The sequence below is a fragment of the Virgibacillus sp. MSJ-26 genome (assembly GCF_018918075.1).
Lineage (GTDB): Bacteria > Bacillota > Bacilli > Bacillales > Amphibacillaceae > MSJ-26.
In genome coordinates this window covers 129,077-150,880 of the sequence record NZ_JAHLPW010000001.1, presented here as the reverse complement: position 1 = coordinate 150,880, position 21,804 = coordinate 129,077, and the positions used below count along the sequence as shown (strand labels likewise).

The 21,804-nt window shown below is 39.0% G+C and carries 20 protein-coding genes; 12 read left to right on the top strand and 8 right to left on the bottom strand.

Translation table 11 applies throughout. The annotated features are described in order from the left end of the window. From KQI49_RS00665 to KQI49_RS00655, 3 genes are all read left to right on the top strand, one after another. Positions 1–1,336: N-acetylglucosaminidase (locus KQI49_RS00665; RefSeq protein ID WP_216485807.1), on the top strand; the 1,336-nt coding region annotated here is incomplete at its 5' end. A gap of 435 nt (positions 1,337–1,771) precedes the next feature. Further along, a complete protein-coding gene (gene tagD / locus KQI49_RS00660; protein WP_216485805.1) occupies positions 1,772–2,170 on the top strand; it encodes a glycerol-3-phosphate cytidylyltransferase in 399 nt (132 codons plus the stop codon). After that, on the top strand, positions 2,163–3,332 hold the full coding sequence (locus tag KQI49_RS00655; protein WP_216485803.1) for a CDP-glycerol glycerophosphotransferase family protein: 1,170 nt from the start codon (positions 2,163–2,165) through the stop codon (positions 3,330–3,332). Before tagD (KQI49_RS00660) ends, KQI49_RS00655 begins: the two co-directional genes overlap by 8 nt. Positions 3,333–3,436: 104 nt before the next feature. On the opposite strand, the gene KQI49_RS00650 is transcribed toward KQI49_RS00655, so the two are convergent. Further along, on the bottom strand, positions 3,437–5,428 hold the full coding sequence (locus KQI49_RS00650) for an acyltransferase family protein (protein ID WP_216485801.1): 1,992 nt from the start codon (positions 5,426–5,428) through the stop codon (positions 3,437–3,439). Positions 5,429–5,708: 280 nt separating this feature from the next. Here KQI49_RS00650 and KQI49_RS00645 point away from each other — a divergent pair, with 280 nt between their 5' ends. The 8 genes from KQI49_RS00645 (at position 5,709) to KQI49_RS00610 (ending at position 13,344) form a co-directional block, all read left to right on the top strand. Next, positions 5,709–8,279: a glycosyltransferase gene (locus KQI49_RS00645; protein WP_216485799.1), complete on the top strand. Its 2,571-nt coding sequence runs from the start codon at positions 5,709–5,711 to the stop codon at positions 8,277–8,279. 227 nt (positions 8,280–8,506) lie between these two features. Continuing rightward, positions 8,507–8,917, top strand: a complete 411-nt coding sequence (gene tagD, locus KQI49_RS00640) for a glycerol-3-phosphate cytidylyltransferase (RefSeq protein ID WP_216485797.1) — start codon at positions 8,507–8,509, stop codon at positions 8,915–8,917. Between the two features lie 419 nt (positions 8,918–9,336). Further along, on the top strand, positions 9,337–9,741 hold the full coding sequence (locus KQI49_RS00635; RefSeq protein WP_216485795.1) for a YwqH-like family protein: 405 nt from the start codon (positions 9,337–9,339) through the stop codon (positions 9,739–9,741). Positions 9,742–9,783: 42 nt separating this feature from the next. Next, on the top strand, positions 9,784–11,517 hold the full coding sequence (locus KQI49_RS00630) for a ribonuclease YeeF family protein (protein WP_216485793.1): 1,734 nt from the start codon (positions 9,784–9,786) through the stop codon (positions 11,515–11,517). 103 nt (positions 11,518–11,620) lie between these two features. Further along, positions 11,621–11,965: a class III extradiol ring-cleavage dioxygenase family protein gene (locus KQI49_RS00625; protein WP_216485791.1), complete on the top strand. Its 345-nt coding sequence runs from the start codon at positions 11,621–11,623 to the stop codon at positions 11,963–11,965. Between the two features lie 166 nt (positions 11,966–12,131). Then, a complete protein-coding gene (locus KQI49_RS00620) occupies positions 12,132–12,419 on the top strand; it encodes a hypothetical protein (protein ID WP_216485789.1) in 288 nt (95 codons plus the stop codon). An 88-nt stretch (positions 12,420–12,507) separates the two neighbouring features. Then, entirely contained in the window at positions 12,508–12,885 is a 378-nt protein-coding gene (locus KQI49_RS00615) for a hypothetical protein (RefSeq protein WP_216485787.1), read from the top strand. 108 nt (positions 12,886–12,993) lie between these two features. Further along, positions 12,994–13,344 carry a hypothetical protein gene (locus tag KQI49_RS00610; protein WP_216485785.1) on the top strand — a complete coding sequence of 117 codons (351 nt, stop codon included), beginning with the start codon at positions 12,994–12,996 and terminating at the stop codon, positions 13,342–13,344. A 125-nt stretch (positions 13,345–13,469) separates the two neighbouring features. On the opposite strand, the gene KQI49_RS00605 is transcribed toward KQI49_RS00610, so the two are convergent. The 7 genes from KQI49_RS00605 to KQI49_RS00575 all read right to left on the bottom strand — a co-directional run bounded on the left by KQI49_RS00605 (position 13,470) and on the right by KQI49_RS00575 (position 20,379). Beyond that, positions 13,470–14,465 (bottom strand): LLM class flavin-dependent oxidoreductase, encoded by a 996-nt coding sequence (locus KQI49_RS00605; RefSeq protein ID WP_216485783.1) that lies wholly within the window; start codon positions 14,463–14,465, stop codon positions 13,470–13,472. A gap of 37 nt (positions 14,466–14,502) precedes the next feature. Further along, complete coding sequence (locus KQI49_RS00600; protein WP_216485781.1) at positions 14,503–15,453, bottom strand: glycerophosphodiester phosphodiesterase; 951 nt, start codon at positions 15,451–15,453, stop codon at positions 14,503–14,505. 86 nt (positions 15,454–15,539) lie between these two features. After that, the gene (locus KQI49_RS00595) at positions 15,540–15,872 is read right to left on the bottom strand and encodes a hypothetical protein (protein WP_216485779.1); all 333 of its coding nucleotides are present in this window, start codon (positions 15,870–15,872) and stop codon (positions 15,540–15,542) included. A gap of 559 nt (positions 15,873–16,431) precedes the next feature. Then, positions 16,432–17,151: a glycerophosphodiester phosphodiesterase gene (locus KQI49_RS00590; RefSeq protein WP_216485777.1), complete on the bottom strand. Its 720-nt coding sequence runs from the start codon at positions 17,149–17,151 to the stop codon at positions 16,432–16,434. Positions 17,152–17,296: 145 nt separating this feature from the next. Continuing rightward, the gene (locus KQI49_RS00585; RefSeq protein ID WP_216485776.1) at positions 17,297–18,625 is read right to left on the bottom strand and encodes an ABC transporter substrate-binding protein; all 1,329 of its coding nucleotides are present in this window, start codon (positions 18,623–18,625) and stop codon (positions 17,297–17,299) included. Between the two features lie 30 nt (positions 18,626–18,655). Continuing rightward, positions 18,656–19,465, bottom strand: a complete 810-nt coding sequence (locus tag KQI49_RS00580; RefSeq protein WP_216485774.1) for a carbohydrate ABC transporter permease — start codon at positions 19,463–19,465, stop codon at positions 18,656–18,658. Then, the gene (locus tag KQI49_RS00575; RefSeq protein WP_371817486.1) at positions 19,462–20,379 is read right to left on the bottom strand and encodes a carbohydrate ABC transporter permease; all 918 of its coding nucleotides are present in this window, start codon (positions 20,377–20,379) and stop codon (positions 19,462–19,464) included. Before KQI49_RS00575 ends, KQI49_RS00580 begins: the two co-directional genes overlap by 4 nt. A 715-nt stretch (positions 20,380–21,094) precedes the next feature. On the opposite strand from KQI49_RS00575, the gene KQI49_RS00570 reads away from it, so the two are divergent. After that, the gene (locus KQI49_RS00570; protein ID WP_216485772.1) at positions 21,095–21,772 is read left to right on the top strand and encodes an MgtC/SapB family protein; all 678 of its coding nucleotides are present in this window, start codon (positions 21,095–21,097) and stop codon (positions 21,770–21,772) included. Positions 21,773–21,804: the final 32 nt, after the last annotated feature.

Genomic DNA, 21,804 nt, shown 5'->3' with positions numbered 1-21,804 from the left:
TGTTAACGATGTGGAGACATTCCCTGATAAACAAACAACTCAAAATGGTTTAGCTGCCAAGAGTCCGACAAATGTGTATCAAAGCCCGACGAAAGATAAAGTCCTTAAGTCTTACAAAAAGGGAACTATATTAAAATATAAAACTTTGACAAGTGAATGGGTCCAGGCAACTATCAAATATAATGGTGAATGGATCACTGGATATATACATGTTAACGATATAGAAGAAATATATGACTCTCAAAAGAAATTAAATGGATATGCCGCTAAAAACTTAACTAAGGTTTATTCTAAAACTACTCGCGATTCCAAGGTTCTAAAAAGTTATCATCAAGGAAGTAAATTAATATTCAAAACCTTTTCTACTAATTGGTTTGAAGCTACTGTTTATATTAATGGAAAACCAAAAACGGGCTACATTCATATAGATGATATTACATTTGATGATGTTGGTTCGAAAACAAATTATAATCTAACCCTAGAAGAAGCTTTGGCGATTCAGCTAACTGCTTCTCCTCAAACAGATAAAAATTACGATACCTATGTTTCAAAGAATTACATTAATAAAGATAATGAAGTAACAGCTGACACATTAAATGTCAGAGGTGGAGCAGGAACCAACCATTGGATTGTCGGCCAACTTAAAAAAGGCGATGAAGTAACCATTCTTAAAGAGACAGGCAATTGGTACCAAATTGAATATACTAAAACTCGTCAATGGGTTAACGCAAGCCCAGAAGACATTCTTTACTATCTAAATCCAAATAACTTTATCATTGATAGTAAGCAGAAGTTCCAGTTTCTAGACTTATCAAAACCTAGTGGGGCGCCAGCTTCTGTACTAAACAACTACCTGTCAGGAAAAGGGATATTGTCAGGGCAAGGACAAGCATTTATTGATTCAGGAGTGCAGAATGGCATAAATGATGTCTACTTGATTTCGCACGCTTTATTAGAAACAGGTAACGGTACATCTACGCTTGCTAATGGTGTAAAATATAAAGGTGTAACAGTCTACAATATGTTTGGTGTGAATGCCTTTGATAGCTGTCCTATTGAATGTGGTGCTAAGAAAGCATATGAAGAAGGTTGGACGACACCATATAAAGCTATTATCGGAGGAGCAAAGTTTATTGATTCGTATATCAACAATGGACAAAACACCCTTTATAAAATGCGTTGGAATCCAGAGGCAATGGAAAAAACAGGTCAATATGGAAAGCAATATGCAACTGATATTGGATGGGCTTCAAAACAAGTTAACACTATGTACAATTTATATCAAGAACTCGATTCATATATTTTAAATCTTGATATTCCTGTTTATAAAAAGTAATTTTTATGGCTTGGGTGTAAGTATTGAAAACAATACTTACATCCTTTTTAATAACATCACATCTTTGAATAATAGAAAAAGCTAGTTCTACTATTTTAAAGAATCAAAGTATATTTGTGCATATTTTGGACTTAATCTGAAGCGAATGAAATAATACCATCCAAAGATTAGGAATAATAGCACATCTGAACACTTTCTACCATCACCTTAATTATCTTTGTATAGACTTCCGAAAAAAGTTTCTTTTTAACTTTTTCAAAAATATCTTAATCTACATTACTAGAAATCACTATATTATATATAACCTTTATTTTTTAAAAATCCATAGTATAATAGAGTTAGCAAATAGTAAATTTGATAACTTATATTAACACTTTTGTAAACAATATATAGTATAGTATAAATAACAAACCAATTTTTCGGAGGTATAAAGAAATGAAGAAAGTAATCACATACGGCACGTTTGACCTTCTTCATACAGGTCATATTAATATTTTACGCCGTGCTAAGGAATTTGGAGATTATCTCATTGTTGCCATTTCAGCTGATGAATTCAACGCCATTAAAGGAAAAAAAGCTTATTACACTTTCGAACAACGTAAAGCGATTCTTGAAGCCATTCGTTACGTAGACGAAGTTATCCCTGAATACACTTGGGAGCAAAAGATCGAAGATGTTCAGAAGCATGATGTTGATGTATTTGTGATGGGTGACGACTGGGAAGGTAAATTTGATTTTCTTGAGGACTATTGCAATGTTGTTTATCTACCGAGAACCGTTGGTATTTCAACAACAAAAATTAAAAAAGACTTAAACAAAGCACAAAATGGCTAGAGAGCTAGCGATCAGTTTATACTTGCTAGTATTTCGGATCATCTTTAATATATGCAAACTATTTCCCCAAAAGAAGAAAACGACCTTTATCTCTTCGTTTGGGGATAATGTTTTATATACTGTTAATGAGCTTGAAAAGCAGACAGATGATCGCGTGGTCATCCTTAAAACATCACAATGTCGGATCGATTTTAATAAAGGTGAGCGAATGGTGTTATTATTTGAACCTAAGCATCTCTTTGAATGGGTTCATTCCATTTATCACCTTGCGACTAGCCGAATGATTTTCGTTGATAATTACTTTGGTTTTTTAGCTGTGGCAGATTTTAAATCGGATGTGAAGTGTATTCAATTATGGCATGCTGCTGGAGCGATTAAACAATTTGGTTTGAAAGATCCGTCGAATGATAGGCGTTCCCCTCGCGCTATTCAAAGGTTCCAACAAGTATATGATCGGTTTGATCATGTTGTTGTGGGTTCAGAAAAAATGGCGGCTATCTTTCGGGAGAGTTTTGGGCTTGGCGACGACCGTATGTTGCGGACAGGCATACCGCGGACAGATTTCTATTTTGAGAAAGCGAGTGAAGCCGTCGCAAGTCAGGAGTTGAAGCAGACGTTGCCTTTAATAGGTGAGAAAAAGGTTATTCTGTATGCTCCGACTTTTCGTGATGAAGCTTTGGATTCTGCTGAGATTATGCTAGATGTTGACCGGTTGTATGAGGAGTTTGCGAGCGAGTATGTTTTGTTGTTACGGCTCCATCCCGCCATTCAGGGTAAATTTTTGAATCAGTATCCTGGATTTGTGATTGATGTGTCGGGGTATCCTGATATTCATCGATTGCTTGTTGTAACAGATGTATTGGTAACGGATTATTCATCAATTCCATTTGAATTTTCATTGCTAGGTAGGCCGATGATTTTCTTTGCTTATGACCTTGAGGTATATGAGGAAGCAAGAGGGTTTAGGGAGGATTATAAGATGCTTATACCTGGTCCAGTAGTGAGAGATACGGAAGCATTGATTGATGTGATGAAGGAAGGACAATTTGATTATGAACGGATTCTGACCTTTGCCGAGGAGTGGAATGAGTACTCGGACGGGACGTCAAGCAAATGTTTGATTGAGGCGGTTTATGAACGGGCAACTGGAGTTTCAGAATAAAAGACAGTCAGTTTTTAAGGGGATTATTCGTATAGTCCTTTCATGAAAAATCTGAGCTCTTAAATATGAGAACTCAGATTTTTTCATATCTGGCTTAGGTATGTTTATTCCCCTTCAAGTATTTCTAAAATATTTTCTTCAAATACAGGTCCAAAGCTTTTTGAATAAGTATTCGTTAAATGTTTATGATCTCGGTAAATGATTATATTACCTATCACTGGTTGAAACTTTCCATCCACTTTAAAATAATCTGTTAAATCCATTTTATACAATGAATTATTTTCCTTCTTAAACTTGTTCCAAAATCTTTCATCCTGTTGATTATTTTCTTCTAGATTCATTTTTTTCGTGGTACTCCCTAAACCATTTGTTTCTAAAGATTCTAGCACGTTAAAATTATATCTCGGATTGTCACGAATCGCTAACACTTGTACACCATATTCATCGTGTACATATTGAAGTTGGTCAATCATTTGTTGATGGACAATATCTTTTGAATTATCACTAGCAGTCGCTTGCCCAATAATTAAATCGACATTTTTTTCCTTTAAATATTCTAGTACATGATTATTCCATATTACTTTTTTATCTTGTTCTTTATATCCTGTTGAGAAGCGCGTTCCTGATCGTGTTATATTTAGCACTCGGTAATTATGATCTTTTGAAGCTTCCAATACTGCTCCTAGCCAATGCTCTGCTGCCGAACTACCAATGATGGCAATCGTTGCATCATAATTTTCAACTTCACCGTATTCCCCTACTTTTAAATCACTTTCTTTCAGACCTTGGTTACTGCCATCAAGATGGGCTTGAGGTAAATCATCAAAAGCTGTTGATAATGATGGGATTGGCTTTTGCTCAGGGACTTCAATTTGAGTATTTTCTGCCACCATGGCACCTGGATAGTTTTTATTCGTGAATGTTTGTTCGACCCTATATTGATCTATAAATGATCCAGTCATAAGTCCTGCTATTAAAAGTATATTTAGACTGCCCATCAGTCCAAGTCTTCTAAAAGAGAATTTATTATTATCAGAGTTACGAATTGGTTTTTCTATATAACGAGTCATGGTCCAAGAAAAAATAATGGATACGATGATAATGAGTGTGCCTACGATTATTCCTGGTGTTTCTTGAACATTATACCGATAAAATTCCAGTATCACCCAGTGCCATAAATAAATTCCGAATGATATTCCTCCAAGCTTAATCATAAACGGCAAACCTAAAAAGCGACTGACACCGTATTTCGTATCCCGCGTTCCGGCTAATACGATGAATAATGCACAGGTCATCGGCCATAACGCAATGTAGCCTGGAAACATTCTGGACACGTCAAAAATAATTCCAGTTAAAATAAGGCCAATCAAACCAACCCAACCGATGATCGTGGCAAAGGCTTTATTTATCCTGATATACGATAAATTAACGCAGAGTAGGCCACCTAAAGCAAATTCCCATACTCTTGTAAATGTTATAAAATAAGCAAATGGCTGATTTACTGCCGTTAAATAAATTGAATAGGCTAGAGATGAAATAAACAAGAAGCCTAATATGCTATTAATCAGTAATTTGGCGTTTGTTATTTTATATTTTTTTATAAAAAATAAAATGAGGGTGAATATCAGGAACCAAATAATATAAAATTGACCTTGAATGGATAGTGCCCAAAAATGTTCAACAGGCGACTTCATTTGGCTAGCATCTAAATAATCGGTGCTTGAGATTGCGAGTTGCCAGTTTTGATAGTAAAACATTGAAGCAAGAACTTCGCGAATCGTTTTACCTAGGATTGATTCTGGTAATAAAAAAATGCTTAATAATAAAGTAACTCCCAAAATAAAAAAGCCAGATGGGAGTAATCTTTTCATCAGCTTTGAAATATAAGGCCAAAATTGAAATTGACCTGTCCTATTAATGGTAGAAATAATGGAGGTCGTGATTAGAAATCCGGAGATCACAAAAAAAACGTCCACCCCACCGGAAACGCGATTAAGCCATATATGATAAACTGCTACAAGCAGTGCCGCCACTACACGTAAACCTTCAATTTCAGGTCTGAATTTACGTTCAATATTGATTAATGGCTGATTCATTTGTTTTTCCTCGTTTCTTCATATATACAATAATATATTTTACCACATCTTACTGTTTAATTAAATATGATAATGAAGCATTAGTGGAAAAAATAGGTTTATGACCGTCTGATTGATTTGTAAATTCACGATGGTGTGAGGAATGAGATCCACTACAGATCGAGAGAAATGGATTGGTTCTGATAAACTTTTTTAGTGTAAAGGTAATAAATCCCCTCATTTTTACCAATACTAGTTGTTACATTTTGACGAATGACATCAAGTATTGGCGGAGGGTATTATGGCGATCATCAGGAAATTCATCCGGAGGGTTATCCCCTATTCAGTTCGATTATTGTTGAATCCGTTGCGGAAGTTTTTACTTCATTCGAGTTACCGGCAACGGGCGTTGTATACGAAAACGTGGAAGTCGAAACCGGTTAATGAGAATATGGTTTTTTATGAGGCTTATCATGGTGCGAGCATGACGGGGAATCCGTATGCAGTTTTTACATATTTACTAGAGGATCTAAAGTATCAACATCTGCAACATGTCTGGGCACTGGTGGATGAGAGTCATGTGCCGTCATCAATCCGCTTTCATCCGCGGGTGACGATTGTGCAGTATAAAGGACGGGATTACGCGAAGTATTTGGCAATGGCTAAATATCTCATTAACGATACATCTTTCCCCTTTTATTTTCATAAGCGTGAGGAACAGGTTTACGCGAATATTTGGCATGGGACGCCACTTAAAACAATGGGAATGGATATTAAACAAAGGGGGTTTGCTAATCATAAAAACATTCAGCGGAATTTTTTGTTTACGGATTATTTGGTGAGCCCGAACCGGTATACATATGAAAAATTGTTGAAGTCCCATGATATTGAGACGCTTTTTAATGGCCAGGTTCTCGATACAGGCTACCCACGGGTTGATTTAATGTATCAGGCAGATAGGGATAAACTGAGACAGCAGCTTGGTGTGTTTACTGCGAAAAAGGTCGTTCTGTATGCACCGACGTGGCGTGGTGAGTTGGGTAATGAGAAAAATGAGAGTGAGAAGATACTTGACGACGTGAAAAACATTCAGGCTAACATTGATGAAGGGGTTGTGTTACTCAAAGCGCACTACTATACGGAAAAGTTCTTTGAGGAGCAAGGTTTAGGGCATTTTCTTGTGCCAAATACGTTTGATACGAATGAGGTATTATCGATTGTTGATGTTTTGATTACGGATTACTCGAGTATTTTCTTTGAATTCTTGCGGACGGAACGGCCGGTGATTTTTTATGCTTATGATGAAGAGGAATACCAGGCAAAGCGCGGGACGTATCTTCAGGTGAGTAAGCTGCCTGGTCCTGTGTGTCGTGCGGTGGATGAGGTGGTCGAGGCTTTAAATCAGGCGGATGAGGTAGCCGTCGACTATCAGGGAGTCCGGCGGGCGTTTGTTGAGCGATTCTGTTATCACGATGATGGTGATGCAACACGGCGTTTTGTCGAGGTGGTTTTTGATGGGAAGTCATCTGAGCATTTGTTTAAGCTTGGGTCGGAGAAGACGAAGATTCTGGTTTATGGTGGGGGGTTTCTGAATAACGGGATTACGGCGGCTGTGGTGAGTTTGTTGAATTCGATTGATTATGATCGGTTTGATGTGACGTTGATTGATCATGGGGTGAGGATTAAGGATTCGAAGCTTGAGCATATGCGGAAAGTGAATGAGCATGTGCATCATGTTTTCCGGTTTGGGACGTGGAATGTGTCGCTGATGGATTTGTACCGGCATACGTTGTTTCTTAAGACGGGTGATTTGAAGTGGGCGCCGGTTGATATGTATGAGCGTGAGCTTGAGCGTGTGACGGGGCTGGCTGAGTTTGATATTGGGATTGATTTTGGTGGTTATAGTCCTCTGTGGGCGGCGTTGTTTGCATTTGGTGATTTTAAGCGAAGGAGTATTTATTTGCATTCGGATATGGGGCAGGAAGTGTTTAAGAAGGTGAACGGTCGGTTTCCGCATCGGGATAATTTGCGGGTGATTTTTTCGCTTTATGATCGGTTTGATAAGGTGATGTCGGTGTCGGAGTTGGCATATGCTGAGAACGCGCGGCAGTTGGGGCGGTATGTGAGTGATCGTGCGAAGATGGATTATGTGGTAAATCCGATTGATTATGGGGCGGTGCTGGATGGTGGTCGGCGCGGTTTGGTTGATGGCGGGCGTTATGCCGCTGAGTTTGGTGAGGAGTTGAGTGATGTTCGGCGGACTCGAGGTCATGGGAAATGGGCGGTTGGCGATGACGTGGAGTTTGCTGGGGAGTTGGGGGTTTTTCCTGAAACAGGGACTTCTTTATGGCCGCGGTCTGGTGATGTGAATTTTATTACGATTGGGCGATTGAGTCCGGAGAAGGATCATGAGAAGTTGATTTATGCGTTTCGGCAGGTTGTGGGTGATCGTCGAGACGTGCGGTTGTATGTTGTTGGTGAGGGTGCGCTTGAGGATGAGTTACGGGCACTGGTGCGTGAGCTAGGGCTGGCGGAGCGCGTGATTTTTACTGGGCAGTTGGCTAATCCTTATGCGCTTTTGGCTGCGTGTGATTGTTTTGTGTTGTCGTCTAATTATGAGGGGCAGGCGATTGTACTGCTCGAGGCGTTGATTTTAGGCAAGCCGGTGATTACGACGGATATTCCTGGGCCGCGGAGTGTTGTGGAGGGCGGTTACGGGATGATTGTTGAGAATTCGGTGGACGGGCTGGTTGATGGGATGCGTGCGTTTTTGAGTGGTGATGCGGTGCAGGAGCGATCGTTTGATTATCGTGGATATCATGATGAGGCGATGGGGATGTTTTATGAGAAGGTTTGTCGGTTGGAGGAGTGAGTGGAGTGGCGCTCGACCCGAGGGGATTTGCGATCGACCTGAGGGGTAAGCCGCTCGACCTCGGAGGGTTGGCGCTCGACCTCGGGGGCGTGCTGCTCGACTGGGTGCGTTAGCCGCTCGACCGAACGGAGATACCGCTCGACCTCAATACTTCTTATTAATTCCCATTTCCATTAGACTCCTTTAAACTAGAAGTACGGAAATATTTAATTTGAGGAGTGATTCAAATGAAGAGAATCATCACATACGGAACGTTCGATATCCTACATGCCGGTCATATTAACCTCCTTCGTCGCGCAAAAGAGCTTGGCGATTATTTGATTGTTGGTATATCCACGGATAAATTCAACGAGATGAAAGGTAAGCAAGCCTACTATAGTTTCGAGCAACGAAAAGCTATTCTGGAAGCGGTGAAATACGTTGATAAGGTGATTCCTGAGGATTCCTGGGAGCAAAAGGCAGATGATATTAAGAATTATGATATTGATATTTTAGTGATGGGGGATAATTGGAGTGGTGTATTCGATGAGCTTAAAGAGCTTTGTGAGGTAGAGTATTTACCGCGCACCGTTGGCATATCCTCCACAAAAATTAAGGAAGATTTAATGAAGCTGAAAGAAGAGAATGAAAATAAATAGAAATTTGTCTTAAAGTCATCCGTTCATAGAGGGGATTTTTTACCTCTTCATTGAACGGTATTTTAGTGTCTGCTCCTTTTCTATTCTCAAAGGCTATGTATCCTTTTATTTAAATCAAACTCCCTCTCCCCTTCTTCTATTTATTACATATATCATTCTCTAGTTTTTTACTATTAAGAATACTTGAAGTGACCCAATACATTATTGACAAAAATCCAAGTACGTAGCTTCGATTAAAAAATAATAGTAGTTTAAAAGTCCTGCAACATGCCGGTTTACCTATTTTAAGCAGGATAGAATACTACTTTATACACTGTTAATTAACAGATTTATCAATTAAGATAATGAATAACTGAAGTCGCGTCGTGTCACCTATTTAGAAAAGAATGGATAATCATTAGTTTAGTGAGGTGAATATTATGTCTCTTAGTATGTCCTTAACAGCAATTCAAGCACAAATTTATTCTGCTAAGTTTAAATTGGAAAATAAAAGGAAAGAGTTGCAACGTTTAGAAGACGCTCTCTCCGATTTAGAACGCAATAAAAATAAATTTATCGACAATTATTACCTTTGCAGAGAGCCAGAGTTCACAAGACAGACTCTTCACGGCGATAACGCAGATAACGTTAATAATATTAGAGAGAATGAACTGCTCGTAAATTATGTTGAAATTTATTATAACCAACTTGGTCATGCGGAAACCAAAATTAGTGACAAGATTACTGAAGTTAATCAAGAAATAACTGACTTAGAAAATAGGATTAGAACATTAGAAGCAAGTTACGCAAACTTATTGATTATAAAAAACAGTGGTAGTTCGTGACGATGTTGCTATCAGTTAATGATATAGGTGGAGGTGCTTAGGATGAAAACTTTAGAAATCAGCAGTTTACAGTCAGGCATCGATGCTACAATAACAGATATTGAAGCTCTTAAAGAACAAATTTCAACTATACAACGTGCCGTTAATGATTTTTCTTCATTAGATGACGCCCTTAAAGGTGAAGGTGGTAACGCAATCAGGGCTTTCTTTAAAGACTGTCATCTTCCTTTTCTAATTATGTTTCACCAGTCAATGACTGACTATAAAAATGTTCTTGAGGAATTGAAAAATGCGGTTAGTGGCTTTGAAAGCAATTCGGAGGGGTTGGTAAAAGAAGATTATTTGGAAAACGATGTAAAGGGAGGTTACGATAAAGTAGAAGAAAAGACAATCGAATTAACGGATGATGCTAATAGTATATTAGATAGTATAAACGACCTTGTTACTATTGATAAAATCAATGAAACTGAAGTAGTTAGAAGCGTACAGCGTGGTAAACAAAACGTGGATGATATCGTTAGTAATCTTCATGCTTTAGACGAATCACAAGTAAAGACCTTGCATACGGTAAAAGAAGATTTGTATTTAATGAGGACTTACCTGTCAGAAATAGAATCACGATTCGAAAGTGGTAACTTATCAATTAGTGACTATAATGTAGCGGAAGTTAGCGATATTAAGGCATTTCGCGACCTTACAGAGAACGTTTATGGTGAAGATGGGATTTTCGGCCTCATCCTTGGAAAACTGGAAGATGGTCAGACAATATCAGCTACTGAAAGTGATGCCCTATATCACTACTTTCAGACACAGGTACTGAATGATGGGATGAGAAAAGAACTTGAAGAAATCGCTAATTTAATTAGTGGTGAGAATAGTACTAAATTAACTGACCGGCTTAATAAAAAGGTGGTTATTTCTGAAGGAAACCTTGAAAAGGAAATGGCGATGATCCAAGCTTATCTTTTTCTCGGCACCAAAAGCCCAGGAGAAACAGATGTCGATTACTATGATCGTTCAAAATTGGAGGCCTATGCCATGTTACTCAATGAGTACCATTCTCATATGGTTGAAAATAATGTAGTAATGTCCGTTGGTGACATCGAGGTTAAAGAAAATCATAAAGAGATACCTGGTTATTACTTAAAATCAATAATTGAGTACTATAATTATAACGTTGTAGACGACATAATGAGTAAAGATAGATTTCGAGATTGGTCATTCAATGACCCTGACAATTTTGTATTCCCCCAACTACAAACCACCGAGATAACTTATGCTACTGGAACAAAGGCAGCTAATAACATTGAAAAAAGTGAGTTATCTGAGTTAGAGGAGGAGTACGCATACTATGAAGCAAAATTCATTGGAACTAAAGTAGTAGAAAAAGCTATTTCAGCACTAGCTAAGAAAGCTAATTTGGATGATGCTGTAGATATTGGAAAGACGTTGGTTGATATGGATGCAGGTGCGAAAGAAATGGGTAAGGAGATAATAATAGAAGAAGCACTAAAAACAGCGACTAATTTAAATATGGAAGTGGCTATATCGGAAACAAGCCCTGGACAGGGATTAAACATTCAACTATATCCACTAGATGGTACATTAGAAATTATAAATCGTTGGAAGGAACTAAGTGAGAAAGATTCCAACGTTCCTTTTCCAGTAGATGAGATTAACTCACAGGATTGGTATGAAGTTACCGAAAAACTCAGAATCATAGAAAACGAACTCGGCACTGAAATAACTGATTCTATTTACCAGTCTAATAATTAAAATATATTGCTAAACTACAATATTTTAAGTTATTTATTGTACTATTTATAAGGGGGACATAATAATTAGTAAATTTAAGTATTTCATTATTCCTTTATTTTTATTGTTTCTCATTGGATGCAGTGGAACAATCAATGAAGATGATTTAATTGGTGGCACTTGGGTAGGTATCGCAGGATATAAAGATGGTAAACCAGAAGGAGAACCTTATTGTGCTCCTTTTGATGAAGGTATTAAATTTAAAGATGATGGATACGTCTATATCGAAGATTATGACGAGGACTTTGAATACTGGCTTGAAAAAAAGAAAAATGGTATAGCTCTATATTTTCGAGGAGAAAATCACTATCTTAGTTATTTTATTGACAAGATAAATGACAATGAGATTGGTTTGACAGGCAAAGGTGACATTCAGAAAAAAGAGTCATGTTACCTAGAACGAAAATGACAAAAGCCATGATATATTTATTAAAGTCCTAGTATTTTAATATTACACCATAAAGGAGGAACAAAAAATAAGCAAGATGAAGTATTGCCACATTCCTTTATTTTTGTTATTTCTCATTGGATGCAGCGCCAATATAACCGAGGAAGACTTAATCGGTGGCTATTGGGTGGGAACTGCGGGGTATAAAGACGGGAAGCCCGTCGGAGAACCATACTGTTTGACAATAGTCACTGAAGGGCTTGTGTTTAAAGAAGACGGCGTTGTTTATGTCGAAGAATTTGACGAGGACTTTGAATACTGGCTTAAAAAAAACAAAAACGGTATGGTCTTGAACTTTCGGGGAGAACATCACTATATTAGTTATATTGTTGATAAGATAAATGATAACGAGATTGGTTTGGTAGGAGAAGATGATTTTCAAAAAAATGAATCATGTTACTTGGAGCGAAAATGACAAAAGCCATGATATACATATGATCTATTTATTAAAGTCCTAATATTTCAATGTTACACCATGAAGGAGGAACAAAAAAATAAGTAAGATGAAGTATTACCTTATTCCTTTATTTTTACTATTTCTCATTGGGTGCAGTGAAACAATCAATGAAGAGGATTTAATTGATGGCACTTGGATAGGAACCGCAGGGTATAAAGATGGTAAACCAGAAGGAGAACCTTATTGTACCCCTATTGATGAAGGGATTATATTTAAAGATGACGGATACGTCTATATTGAAGCTTATGACGAAGACTTTGAATACTGGCTTAAAAAAAGCAAACATGGGGGGATGACACTGAATTTTCGGGGCGAACATCACTATCTAAGTTATATTGTTGACAAAATAAACGATAATGAGATTGGCTTGGTAGGAGAAGATGACTATCAGAAAGATGAATCATGTTATCTGGAACGAAAATGACAAAAACCGTAATATAAATACAGTCTATTTATTTGCAAAGACTTGGTACTCATGAAGGTGTGATAAAAAATAAGTAAAGTAAAGTATTGCCTCATTCCTTTATTTTTAATGTTTCTGATTGGATGCAGTAGCAATATAACCGAGGAAGACTTAATTGGTGGCTATTGGATCGGAACTGCGGGATATAAAGATGGAAAGCCTGTCGGGGAACCATACTGCGTTCCTTTAGTAATTGAAGGGCTTGAATTTAAAGAAGATGGCGTTGTTTATGTGGAAGATTATGACGAAGAATTTGAATACTGGCTTAAAAAAAGCAAACATGGGGGGATGACACTGAATTTTCGGGGCGAACATCACTATCTTAGTTATTTCATTGATAAGATAAATGATAACGAGATTGGATTGACAGGTAAAGATGACTATCAGAAAAATGAGTCATGCTACTTGGAGCGAAAATAAACACCTAGAGTATATTACACACAAATGAAGAATAACCATCAGGTGTAGGAGTTCCACCAAGTTAATGTACAATGGTAATTGTGTGCAGAACCTCAGTTGGACGAAACCCAACCGAGGTTTCTAAACTATAGTCCAAAAACATCCGCCAACAACTGGTAAGAACGAACTTTTTCATCAAAATCATAAATATTTGTAATCACCATAAATTCATCCGTTTGATATACGTCACTTAACCGTTCAAGTTCTTCCCTCACTTTTTCCGGTGTCCCAATCACACAGCGTTTCCGATTCTCACGCATTTCTTTTAAGTCATCTGGGCGGAGATGACGTTTTTTCACTTCTTCAATCGACGGGACTTTTGTGCCAGCACCCTTGCCCACATTTAAAAGCCACCTGTCCTGGCTTAACGCAAGCTCCTCCGCCTTCTCATCTGTTTCCGCACATATGACAAAAATACAGGCATTGGCCTCTGGCTCATCCCGGTCAATAGAGGGCTGGAATTTTTCCCGGTATGTTTTCATAGCAACGACGCCATTCGTCGGATTAATAAAATGGCCAAAAGTGAAGCCAGCCCCCATTTCAGCTGCGTTAGCCGCGCCTCTTTCAGATAAACCAAGCACCCACAGCGGCGGCACGTTTTCTGTCCGCGGCGTCGCTTTAACCATGCGGTACTGGTGATCACGTGGCAATGTATTATGAAGAAAGCCTTGTAAGTCAGCAAGTTGTCTTGGGAACTCGGACATGCTCTTTGGATCACCATCCGTTAAGGCCATCCGCGTTTCCTTTGCCCCTCCAGGTGAACGACCGATACCTAAATCAATCCGACCAGGAAAGAGAGCTTCAAGTAGCTTAAAATTTTCCGCGACTTTGAAGGGACTATACTGTGGCAGCAAGACACCACCCGAGCCGACACGTATTGACCGCGTTTCAGATGCGATGCGCGACATCAACACTTCTGGTGACACGCTTGCTAACCCATTCGTATTATGATGTTCCGCAACCCAGAAACGCGTATAGCCTAACTTCTCCGTTACTTTTGCCAATGTCACCGTATTCGCCAAGGCCTGTTCCGGACTGGAGCCCCTTGAAATCGGTGATTGATCCAGTACACTAAGTTTCATGTCTATCTATACTCCTTCTCTTGATTTTCCAACGCCACTATTCACTATCCATATCATCCAACACGTCATTCAACCGGTCCGGATAATTGGTAAACATACCGGTCACACCCCAGTCGATCAGCCGCTCCATATCTTCCTTTTCATTTACCGTGTACGGATGTACGAGCAGGCCAGCATCGCGAACTTTTTGCACATATTCTTTTGAAATATGTTTATAATTTGCACCAATTCCGATTGCATATTCATTGATATTATCCAGTTCCTCACCGGTAATATCAGCTTTTTTGTCGTAACTGATTAGCTGAATCAATGGAAGTGACGGCTCCAGTTCATGCATTTCCCTTAAACTCGCTTCACTGAACGATTGAATAATGATTTGCCCTTCTTCCATATCATCGTCAAGCATGCCATATTCTTCTAAAACATCGGCCAGCTCCTCCACCATTCCCGGTGATTCCTCAGGGATTTTCGTCTCAATATAATAATTCGACTCCTTACCAAAAGTTTCAAAGATTTCTCTTAAAGTCGGCACTTTCGCTTCACTAAAAACCGGCTCGGCTAAATCCGGATGCTCCTCATTAAACCATTCACCAGCATCGAGCAAATCGATGTCCTCACTCGTCAACTCGGCGACGGCTCCCTCTCCGCCCGTTGTCCGGTCCACCTCCGAATCATGCATCGCAATCAATTCCCCATCTTCCGTCATCTGCAGATCGATTTCCAAATAATCACCATTCATCTCATTAGCCAGCGCATAGGACGCAATCGTATGCTCAGGTGCATGCCCAGAAGCACCACGATGGGCAATATTTAAAATACGATCCGGCGATAAAAGGGAATCTTCCACACTATCAATCTTAGACGTATTTTTTTCAACAGACGTCGATTCTTGCTTAGCAGCTTCCATATCTTTATTGTTATCAGCTGTCATCGAACAGCCGCTAATTATAATAATTATTAAACTTATCGCAACCAATAATTTCTTCATTTCTATGAACCTCCCACCCTAGTATTATAACATTTAAACCTATGGAGCTACTATTTTGTTTATATAGCGATGGATTGAGTATAGCTCTACAACACTACGTCGACCGAGTGAGCGGCAACCCCGCGCGAGTTGGACTCGAGGACGCGCGAGTTGGACTTGGGGCCGCGCGAGTTGGACTTGGGGCCGCGCGAATTGGACTCGAGGACGCGCGAGTTGGACTTGAGGCCGCGATGGGCAATATTTAAAATACGATCCGGCGATAAAAGGGAATCTTCCACACTATCAATCTCAGACGTATTTTTTTCAACAGACGTCGATTCTTGCTTAGCAGCTTCCATATCTTTATTGTTATCAGCTGTCATCGAACAGCCGCTAATTATAATAATTATTAAACTTATCGCAACCAATAATTTCTTCATTTCTATGAACCTCCCACCCTAGTATTATAACATTTAAACCTATGGAGCTACTATTTTGTTTATATAGCGATGGATTGAGTATAGCTCTACAACACTACGTCGCGCGAGTGAGCGGCAACCCCGCGCGAGTTGGAATCGATACCGCGCGAGTTGGACTTGGGGCCGCGCGAATTGGACTCGAGGACGCGCGAGTTGGACTTGGGGCCGCGCGAATTGGACTCGAGGACGCGCGAGTTGGACTCGAGGACGCGCGAGTTGGACTCGAGGACGCGCGAGTTGGACTTGGGGCCGCGCGAGTTGGACTTGGGGCCGCGCGAGTTGGACTCGAGGACGCGCGAGTTGGACTTGAGGCCGCGCGAGTTGGACTTGAGGCCGCGCGAGTTGGAATCGATACCGCGCGAGTTGGACTCGATACCGCGCGAGTTGGAATCGAGGACGCGCGAGTTGGAATCGAGGACGCGCGAGTTGGAATCGAGGACGCGCGAGTTGGAATCGAGGACGCGCGAGTTGGACTGAATACGAAAGAAACCTTGCGTGTACGCAAGGTTTCTTTCTATTACTACTTTGTTCCAAATATATTGGGATTATTTGAAAAGACGCCATCAACCCCACCTGCAACCAACTTTTCGTAATCCTCTTCTTTATTAATCGTATAAGGAAATACCTTATAGCCTGCGTCATGAATCGATTCAATTAATTCTTCCGTCATATAGACGCCGTTGGGGTGAAGACTGTAAATGTCGAGTCCGGTCATTTTTGCATAATCCCAGGGTCGAATAAAACGATAATAGAATAAAAGTCCGATGGGAATGTCAGGTGCAAGTCCTTGAAATGTTTGTAGAGCGATGTGGTCGAATGACGACACGATTATATTATCGCGCCGATCATGATTATCCACGCATTTGAGTAAAATTTCTTCAATTCCTTCATGCAGTAATGGAATGTTTTTTATTTCAATATTGAGTAAGACGTCACGCGGCACGAGTTCTAAAATTTCATCCAATGTAGCGAGCGACTCTCCGGCAAATTCATATGAAAATGATGAGCCTACGTCAATTTTTTTAATTTCTGCTAAGGTGTACTCGTTTATTTTTCCAGGAATGTTTTCATTTAGGCGTTTAAAATGATGATCATGAACAACAACAAGTTGCTTGTCTTTTGTAAGTTGAACATCCAGTTCAATGCCTTTCGTGTTATGTGCTAATGCCTTTTTCATGGCTGACACTGTATTTTCCGGTGCCTCAGTTAGAGATCCTCTATGTGCAAAATTAAAAACCACGTTAAAATTTCTCCTTACTTTCATTTAGTATTTTGTACTTTAGTTTCCTATGTTTATTTACAATGATATCAGCAAACGATGTAAAATTAAATTTGCGGGCATCGATATGATGTGGATGCCCGCAAATGGTTAAATCAATTTAATTTTAATCTAACGCCTCAGTAATTTTTTCCGCTGCGTCATCGATGGCTTCTTGTGGATCTTTTCCTTCATATAATTCACCTAGTGCTGTTTCGATAATTTTTCGTGCTTCAGGAAGTACTTCCGTTAGTGCACCTTGAGTCGCTGGGTCAACTGTTGTATCTTCAAGTTGGTCGACAGCTGTTGTGTATTGAGGGTATTCTTCGTAAACATCTTTTAACACATCGACGTCATAAGCTGATGGTGTAATTGGGAAATAGCCCGTTGCTGCTGCCCACTCAGCTTGAATGTCTTCATCTGTCATGAATTTAACAAACTCCCAAGCGGCATCTTGGTCTTCGTCATCAACTTGGTTAGTAATCCAAAGTGATGCCCCACCGACAATAACACCTTGTGGGTCAACCTCATCTGCTACGGGTAGATAAGCTGTACCGACTTCAAAGTCAGAGTTCTTAATGACTTCAGCAACGTTTGCTGTTGAGTCTAGGTACATACCAACTTGTTCAGCAAAGAATGGTCCGCGTGGGTCTTCCCAATCACTTCCGTAGTTTCTGAATGTTTCAGCGTCGTTCATTTCTTTTAACCATTCAAAGATTTTAACACCTTCTTCTGAGTTAACGAGCGCTTCTGTTGCGTCCCCATCACGACCGTTGTCTTTATCCAAGTATAGCGCTCCTTGGTTAGCCATTAATTGCTCAAAGAACCAACCAATTGTTGCCATTGTGAATCCGTAAGCATCTTCTTCATCTTTAATTTTCTGTGCCGCGTCAATCATTTCACTGTATGAGCTTGGTGGATCTTCTGGATTTAGACCCGCTCTTTCAAACATATCTTTGTTGTAAAACATCACAGCGTTTGACGTATTAAATGGCATAGAATAAAGATCGCCGTCGATTTCATAATAAGATAAAATATTCTCTTCTAAATTTGATGTATCAAAGTCTTCATCATCAATAAATTCCTGCATTGGTGTAATAAAGCCACTTTCACTCATATACTTTGTTCCGATTTCAAATACTTGTACAATCGCTGGTGCTTCATCGGATCCACCAACTGCACGTAGTTTTGTTAATGAGTCGTCATAGCTTCCTTGATAAATAGCTTCAACATGAACAGAGTCTGATTGGTCGTTGAATTTATCAACGATGGCTTCAAGCTCATCTCCGTTACTTCCACTCATAGCGTGCCAGAAAGAAATATTAGTTTTCCCTTCCGCCTCTTCTCCTCCGCCATCATTGTTATCATCCAACGAATCTGCTCCATCCCCACTACAAGCAGCAAGTGTTACTATGAGGAAAAGCATAAGTACAAGACTGCCCCAAAACTTCTTCATAAGTTAATTCTCCTTTTTGAAAATATATTTTTATCCTTTAAGCGCCCCTGCTGTCAGACCTTCTCGAATATGCTTAATACCAAAGAATAATATGAGAAGTGTCGGAAGTAAGATCGCGACAACGGCAGCCATAACCATATTCCATGATGAGGAACTTTCGTTAGCGATGAGCATCTTTAGACCAATTTGAACGGTTCTAACAGTATCATCATTTGTAACGAGTAATGGCCAGAGGTACTGGTTCCACGCTGTCAAAAATCCATATATTCCAAGTGCACTTAAAGATGATTTGGATAACGGAAGTACAAATTTCCAGTAAAACTTAAATCGTGAACAGCCATCCATCTGAGCCGACTCCCATAATTCAGTCGGAATCGTCATGAAGTGCTGTCTAAGCAAGAAAATTCCAAATGGCAAAGCGAAAAACGGAAAGCTTAATCCTTGGTACGTATTAATCCAGCTTAAATTCAAGATGGTCAGGAAGTTTGGAATAATCGTCGCTTCCCAAGGGATCAACATGGTAGCCAGGAATATGAAGAAGATTAACTCTCTTCCCTTGAATTTGATAAACACAAAGGCAAATGCTGATAAGCTACTAATTACAAGCTGGCCTACCATGACCATGAACGACATGATAAAACTAACCATCAAATAATGGAGTAGTGGAATACTATTAAATACTTCTTTATAAGCCTCGAAATCAATCGATGAAGGAAGGAGCTTCCCTGCATAAATTTCTTTCGGTTCCATGAAACTTGCTGATATAGCATATAAAATCGGGAAAAAGAGAACAAGGGCAGCTAATATGAGCAATGTGTAAGTTATAAACTTTCTTATCATTGGTAATGCACCTTCTTCTCTCCAAATTTAAACTGAAAGATGGTTACGACTAGAATAATCAAGAACAAGATAATCGCCTGCGCACTAGCAAATCCAAAGTTTCCGTAATGGAAAGCCTCTTGATAGATTGAGTAAACGATAATATTCGTTGATCCAGCCGGTCCCCCACTTGTCAATATGTCGATTTGTCCAAAGGTCTGGAAAGCTCCAATCAACGCGATAATCGATACGAAAAATAAAACTGGTGATGTGAGTGGAATGGTAATTTTAAATAGTTTTTGCCAATATCCCGCTCCATCAATCTCAGCGCTTTCATATAATTCCTGTGATACGTTCTGGATACCGCCTAATAGAATAATAAAGTTGATTCCTAAATGCATCCAAACGGTGGTCATCGCAACAGCAAACAAGGCCCATTTTGAACTAGTCAACCACTCGACTCCATTGACCCCGAAAACTTCTAATATATTATTTAAAACTCCTAAAGATGGGTGGAATAGGAATAAAAAGATGGTTGCCCCTGCTGCAACTGAAACCCCCATTGTCGAAGCAAAGATGGTTCTAAAAAAGCCAATTCCTCTTAACTTTTCACTAGCCAATACCGCTAAAAATAAAGCGATGATAATCTCAGCTGGTACAGTATAAAGGACGAATAAAAAAGTCCCCTTCATACTTTTCATAAACTCTTCAGACTGAGCAAGTTTAATATAATGTTCCCAGCCGACAAACTGGCCTACCTCGCCACTTCCACTCACTTCAAAAAAACTAAAGTAAAATGTCTTGATCATCGGATAGAAAAGAAACACACCTAGGAAAAGTAAAGCTGGAAACAGATAAATCATCCCTGCTCCAAATTGTCTTTTTGCACTATAGTAGCCCGATTTTTTATGCTTTTTCGACTTTCCTTCTTGCAAGGTTAAAACACCCCTTTATTAACTTCATTTTGAAAATGATTTGTATTATGTACGTGGTCTAAAGTGTTATCCGACATATCAACCCCTTTATGTAATTGCCATCTTTCAAGAGAAACTATAGCAAATAGCTGTTGAGCAAGTTTTAACGCCACGTAAAATAATTGTAAAAATATCATATTTTCATAGAGTTTATTTCAACTAAAATAATCCACAAGAAAATCACCTCTGTATTAAGGCTACTTTTTTTGCGGATCTCCCTTCTTTATGCAACACTATAAACTCATCTAATAATAAGCAATTAATGTAAGCGTTGTCAATATATTTCTAAAAAAAATAGATTGATAGACAATCTTTGATTTTAAAACGAGCGAGATACCCTTATTAAACGAATTAATTATAGTCTACCATAATTCGTTTGCATTTAAAATAATTTTCAATCCTTTTTGTGACAATTATTCTTCTTTCTCAAACATGTTTCCTTGACTGGTATTCAACTTTAGAATACGATAGAATTAATCCTTGTTTGAAAATTTAAATTTCTGGTCAAATAAGAGAAGCCATTGCATTCATAGGGAGTGCTATGGTTATTTTTATTTGTAAAGTGAATAGATTTATTTAGTGGGGTCCGATTGAAAGATTTCTCCTCCCACTTCAATTTTTCATGTATGTTTATCGTTTAATAGCTAGCAAATCCGTAAAAAGGAGGCAGAGCATAATGCAACTCGTGTTAATAAAACTAGCCTTAGCCGCTTTAGTTGGATTAATTTTAGGTATTGAAAGAGAAGCAAAGCATAAGCCGTTAGGGCTGAAAACGTGTGTCGTCATATCTATAGCAAGCTGTTTACTAACAATTGTATCTATAGAAGCCGCATTTGAAACACATAACGGTGAATCTTTTATACGTGCAGACCCAATGCGCCTCGCTGCTCAAATCATTAGTGGCGTAGGTTTTCTCGGTGCAGGTGTTATTCTTAGACGTAGCAATGACGTGATATCAGGACTGACCACCGCTGCCATCGTTTGGGCAGCATCAGGATTTGGGATTGCCATCGGAGCAGGCTATTTTTATGAGGTCGGCATCGCCGTTGTTCTCGTTTCTATTACGGTTGTAATTTTACCTTTTATCGTACAAAAAATTGGCCCTCATGCATTAAGAGAGCAAGAAGTCAGATTGCATGTGTTCGTTAGAGATAATTCTGATTTAACCCAAGTAGCTAAAGAAATTCGAGATTTAGTAATCGACGTAAAAGATATTAAATTAAAGGGTCATGTTGATGGGCATAAAATCGAAGCAAGATGCACGATAAACCAGGGAGCAGAAGAGCTCTTTATTCATTACAATAGAATACAAAAAATCCCCGGTGTGACACGGGCGGAGATTGATAGTATTTAAATAGCAGAGAAATAGAGATATTAATGTTATTT

Excerpts from the sequence above, each read along its gene's own strand:
- tagD (WP_216485805.1), top strand. The coding sequence starts at position 1,772 with ATGAAGAAAGTAATCACATACGGCACGTTTGACCTTCTTCATACAGGT.
- KQI49_RS00655 (WP_216485803.1), top strand. The coding sequence starts at position 2,163 with ATGGCTAGAGAGCTAGCGATCAGTTTATACTTGCTAGTATTTCGGATC.
- KQI49_RS00650 (WP_216485801.1), bottom strand. The coding sequence starts at position 5,428 with ATGAATCAGCCATTAATCAATATTGAACGTAAATTCAGACCTGAAATT.
- KQI49_RS00645 (WP_216485799.1), top strand. The coding sequence starts at position 5,709 with ATGGCGATCATCAGGAAATTCATCCGGAGGGTTATCCCCTATTCAGTT.
- tagD (WP_216485797.1), top strand. The coding sequence starts at position 8,507 with ATGAAGAGAATCATCACATACGGAACGTTCGATATCCTACATGCCGGT.
- KQI49_RS00635 (WP_216485795.1), top strand. The coding sequence starts at position 9,337 with ATGTCTCTTAGTATGTCCTTAACAGCAATTCAAGCACAAATTTATTCT.
- KQI49_RS00630 (WP_216485793.1), top strand. The coding sequence starts at position 9,784 with ATGAAAACTTTAGAAATCAGCAGTTTACAGTCAGGCATCGATGCTACA.
- KQI49_RS00615 (WP_216485787.1), top strand. The coding sequence starts at position 12,508 with ATGAAGTATTACCTTATTCCTTTATTTTTACTATTTCTCATTGGGTGC.
- KQI49_RS00610 (WP_216485785.1), top strand. The coding sequence starts at position 12,994 with ATGTTTCTGATTGGATGCAGTAGCAATATAACCGAGGAAGACTTAATT.
- KQI49_RS00605 (WP_216485783.1), bottom strand. The coding sequence starts at position 14,465 with ATGAAACTTAGTGTACTGGATCAATCACCGATTTCAAGGGGCTCCAGT.
- KQI49_RS00600 (WP_216485781.1), bottom strand. The coding sequence starts at position 15,453 with ATGAAGAAATTATTGGTTGCGATAAGTTTAATAATTATTATAATTAGC.
- KQI49_RS00595 (WP_216485779.1), bottom strand. The coding sequence starts at position 15,872 with ATGAAGAAATTATTGGTTGCGATAAGTTTAATAATTATTATAATTAGC.
- KQI49_RS00585 (WP_216485776.1), bottom strand. The coding sequence starts at position 18,625 with ATGAAGAAGTTTTGGGGCAGTCTTGTACTTATGCTTTTCCTCATAGTA.
- KQI49_RS00580 (WP_216485774.1), bottom strand. The coding sequence starts at position 19,465 with ATGATAAGAAAGTTTATAACTTACACATTGCTCATATTAGCTGCCCTT.
- KQI49_RS00570 (WP_216485772.1), top strand. The coding sequence starts at position 21,095 with ATGCAACTCGTGTTAATAAAACTAGCCTTAGCCGCTTTAGTTGGATTA.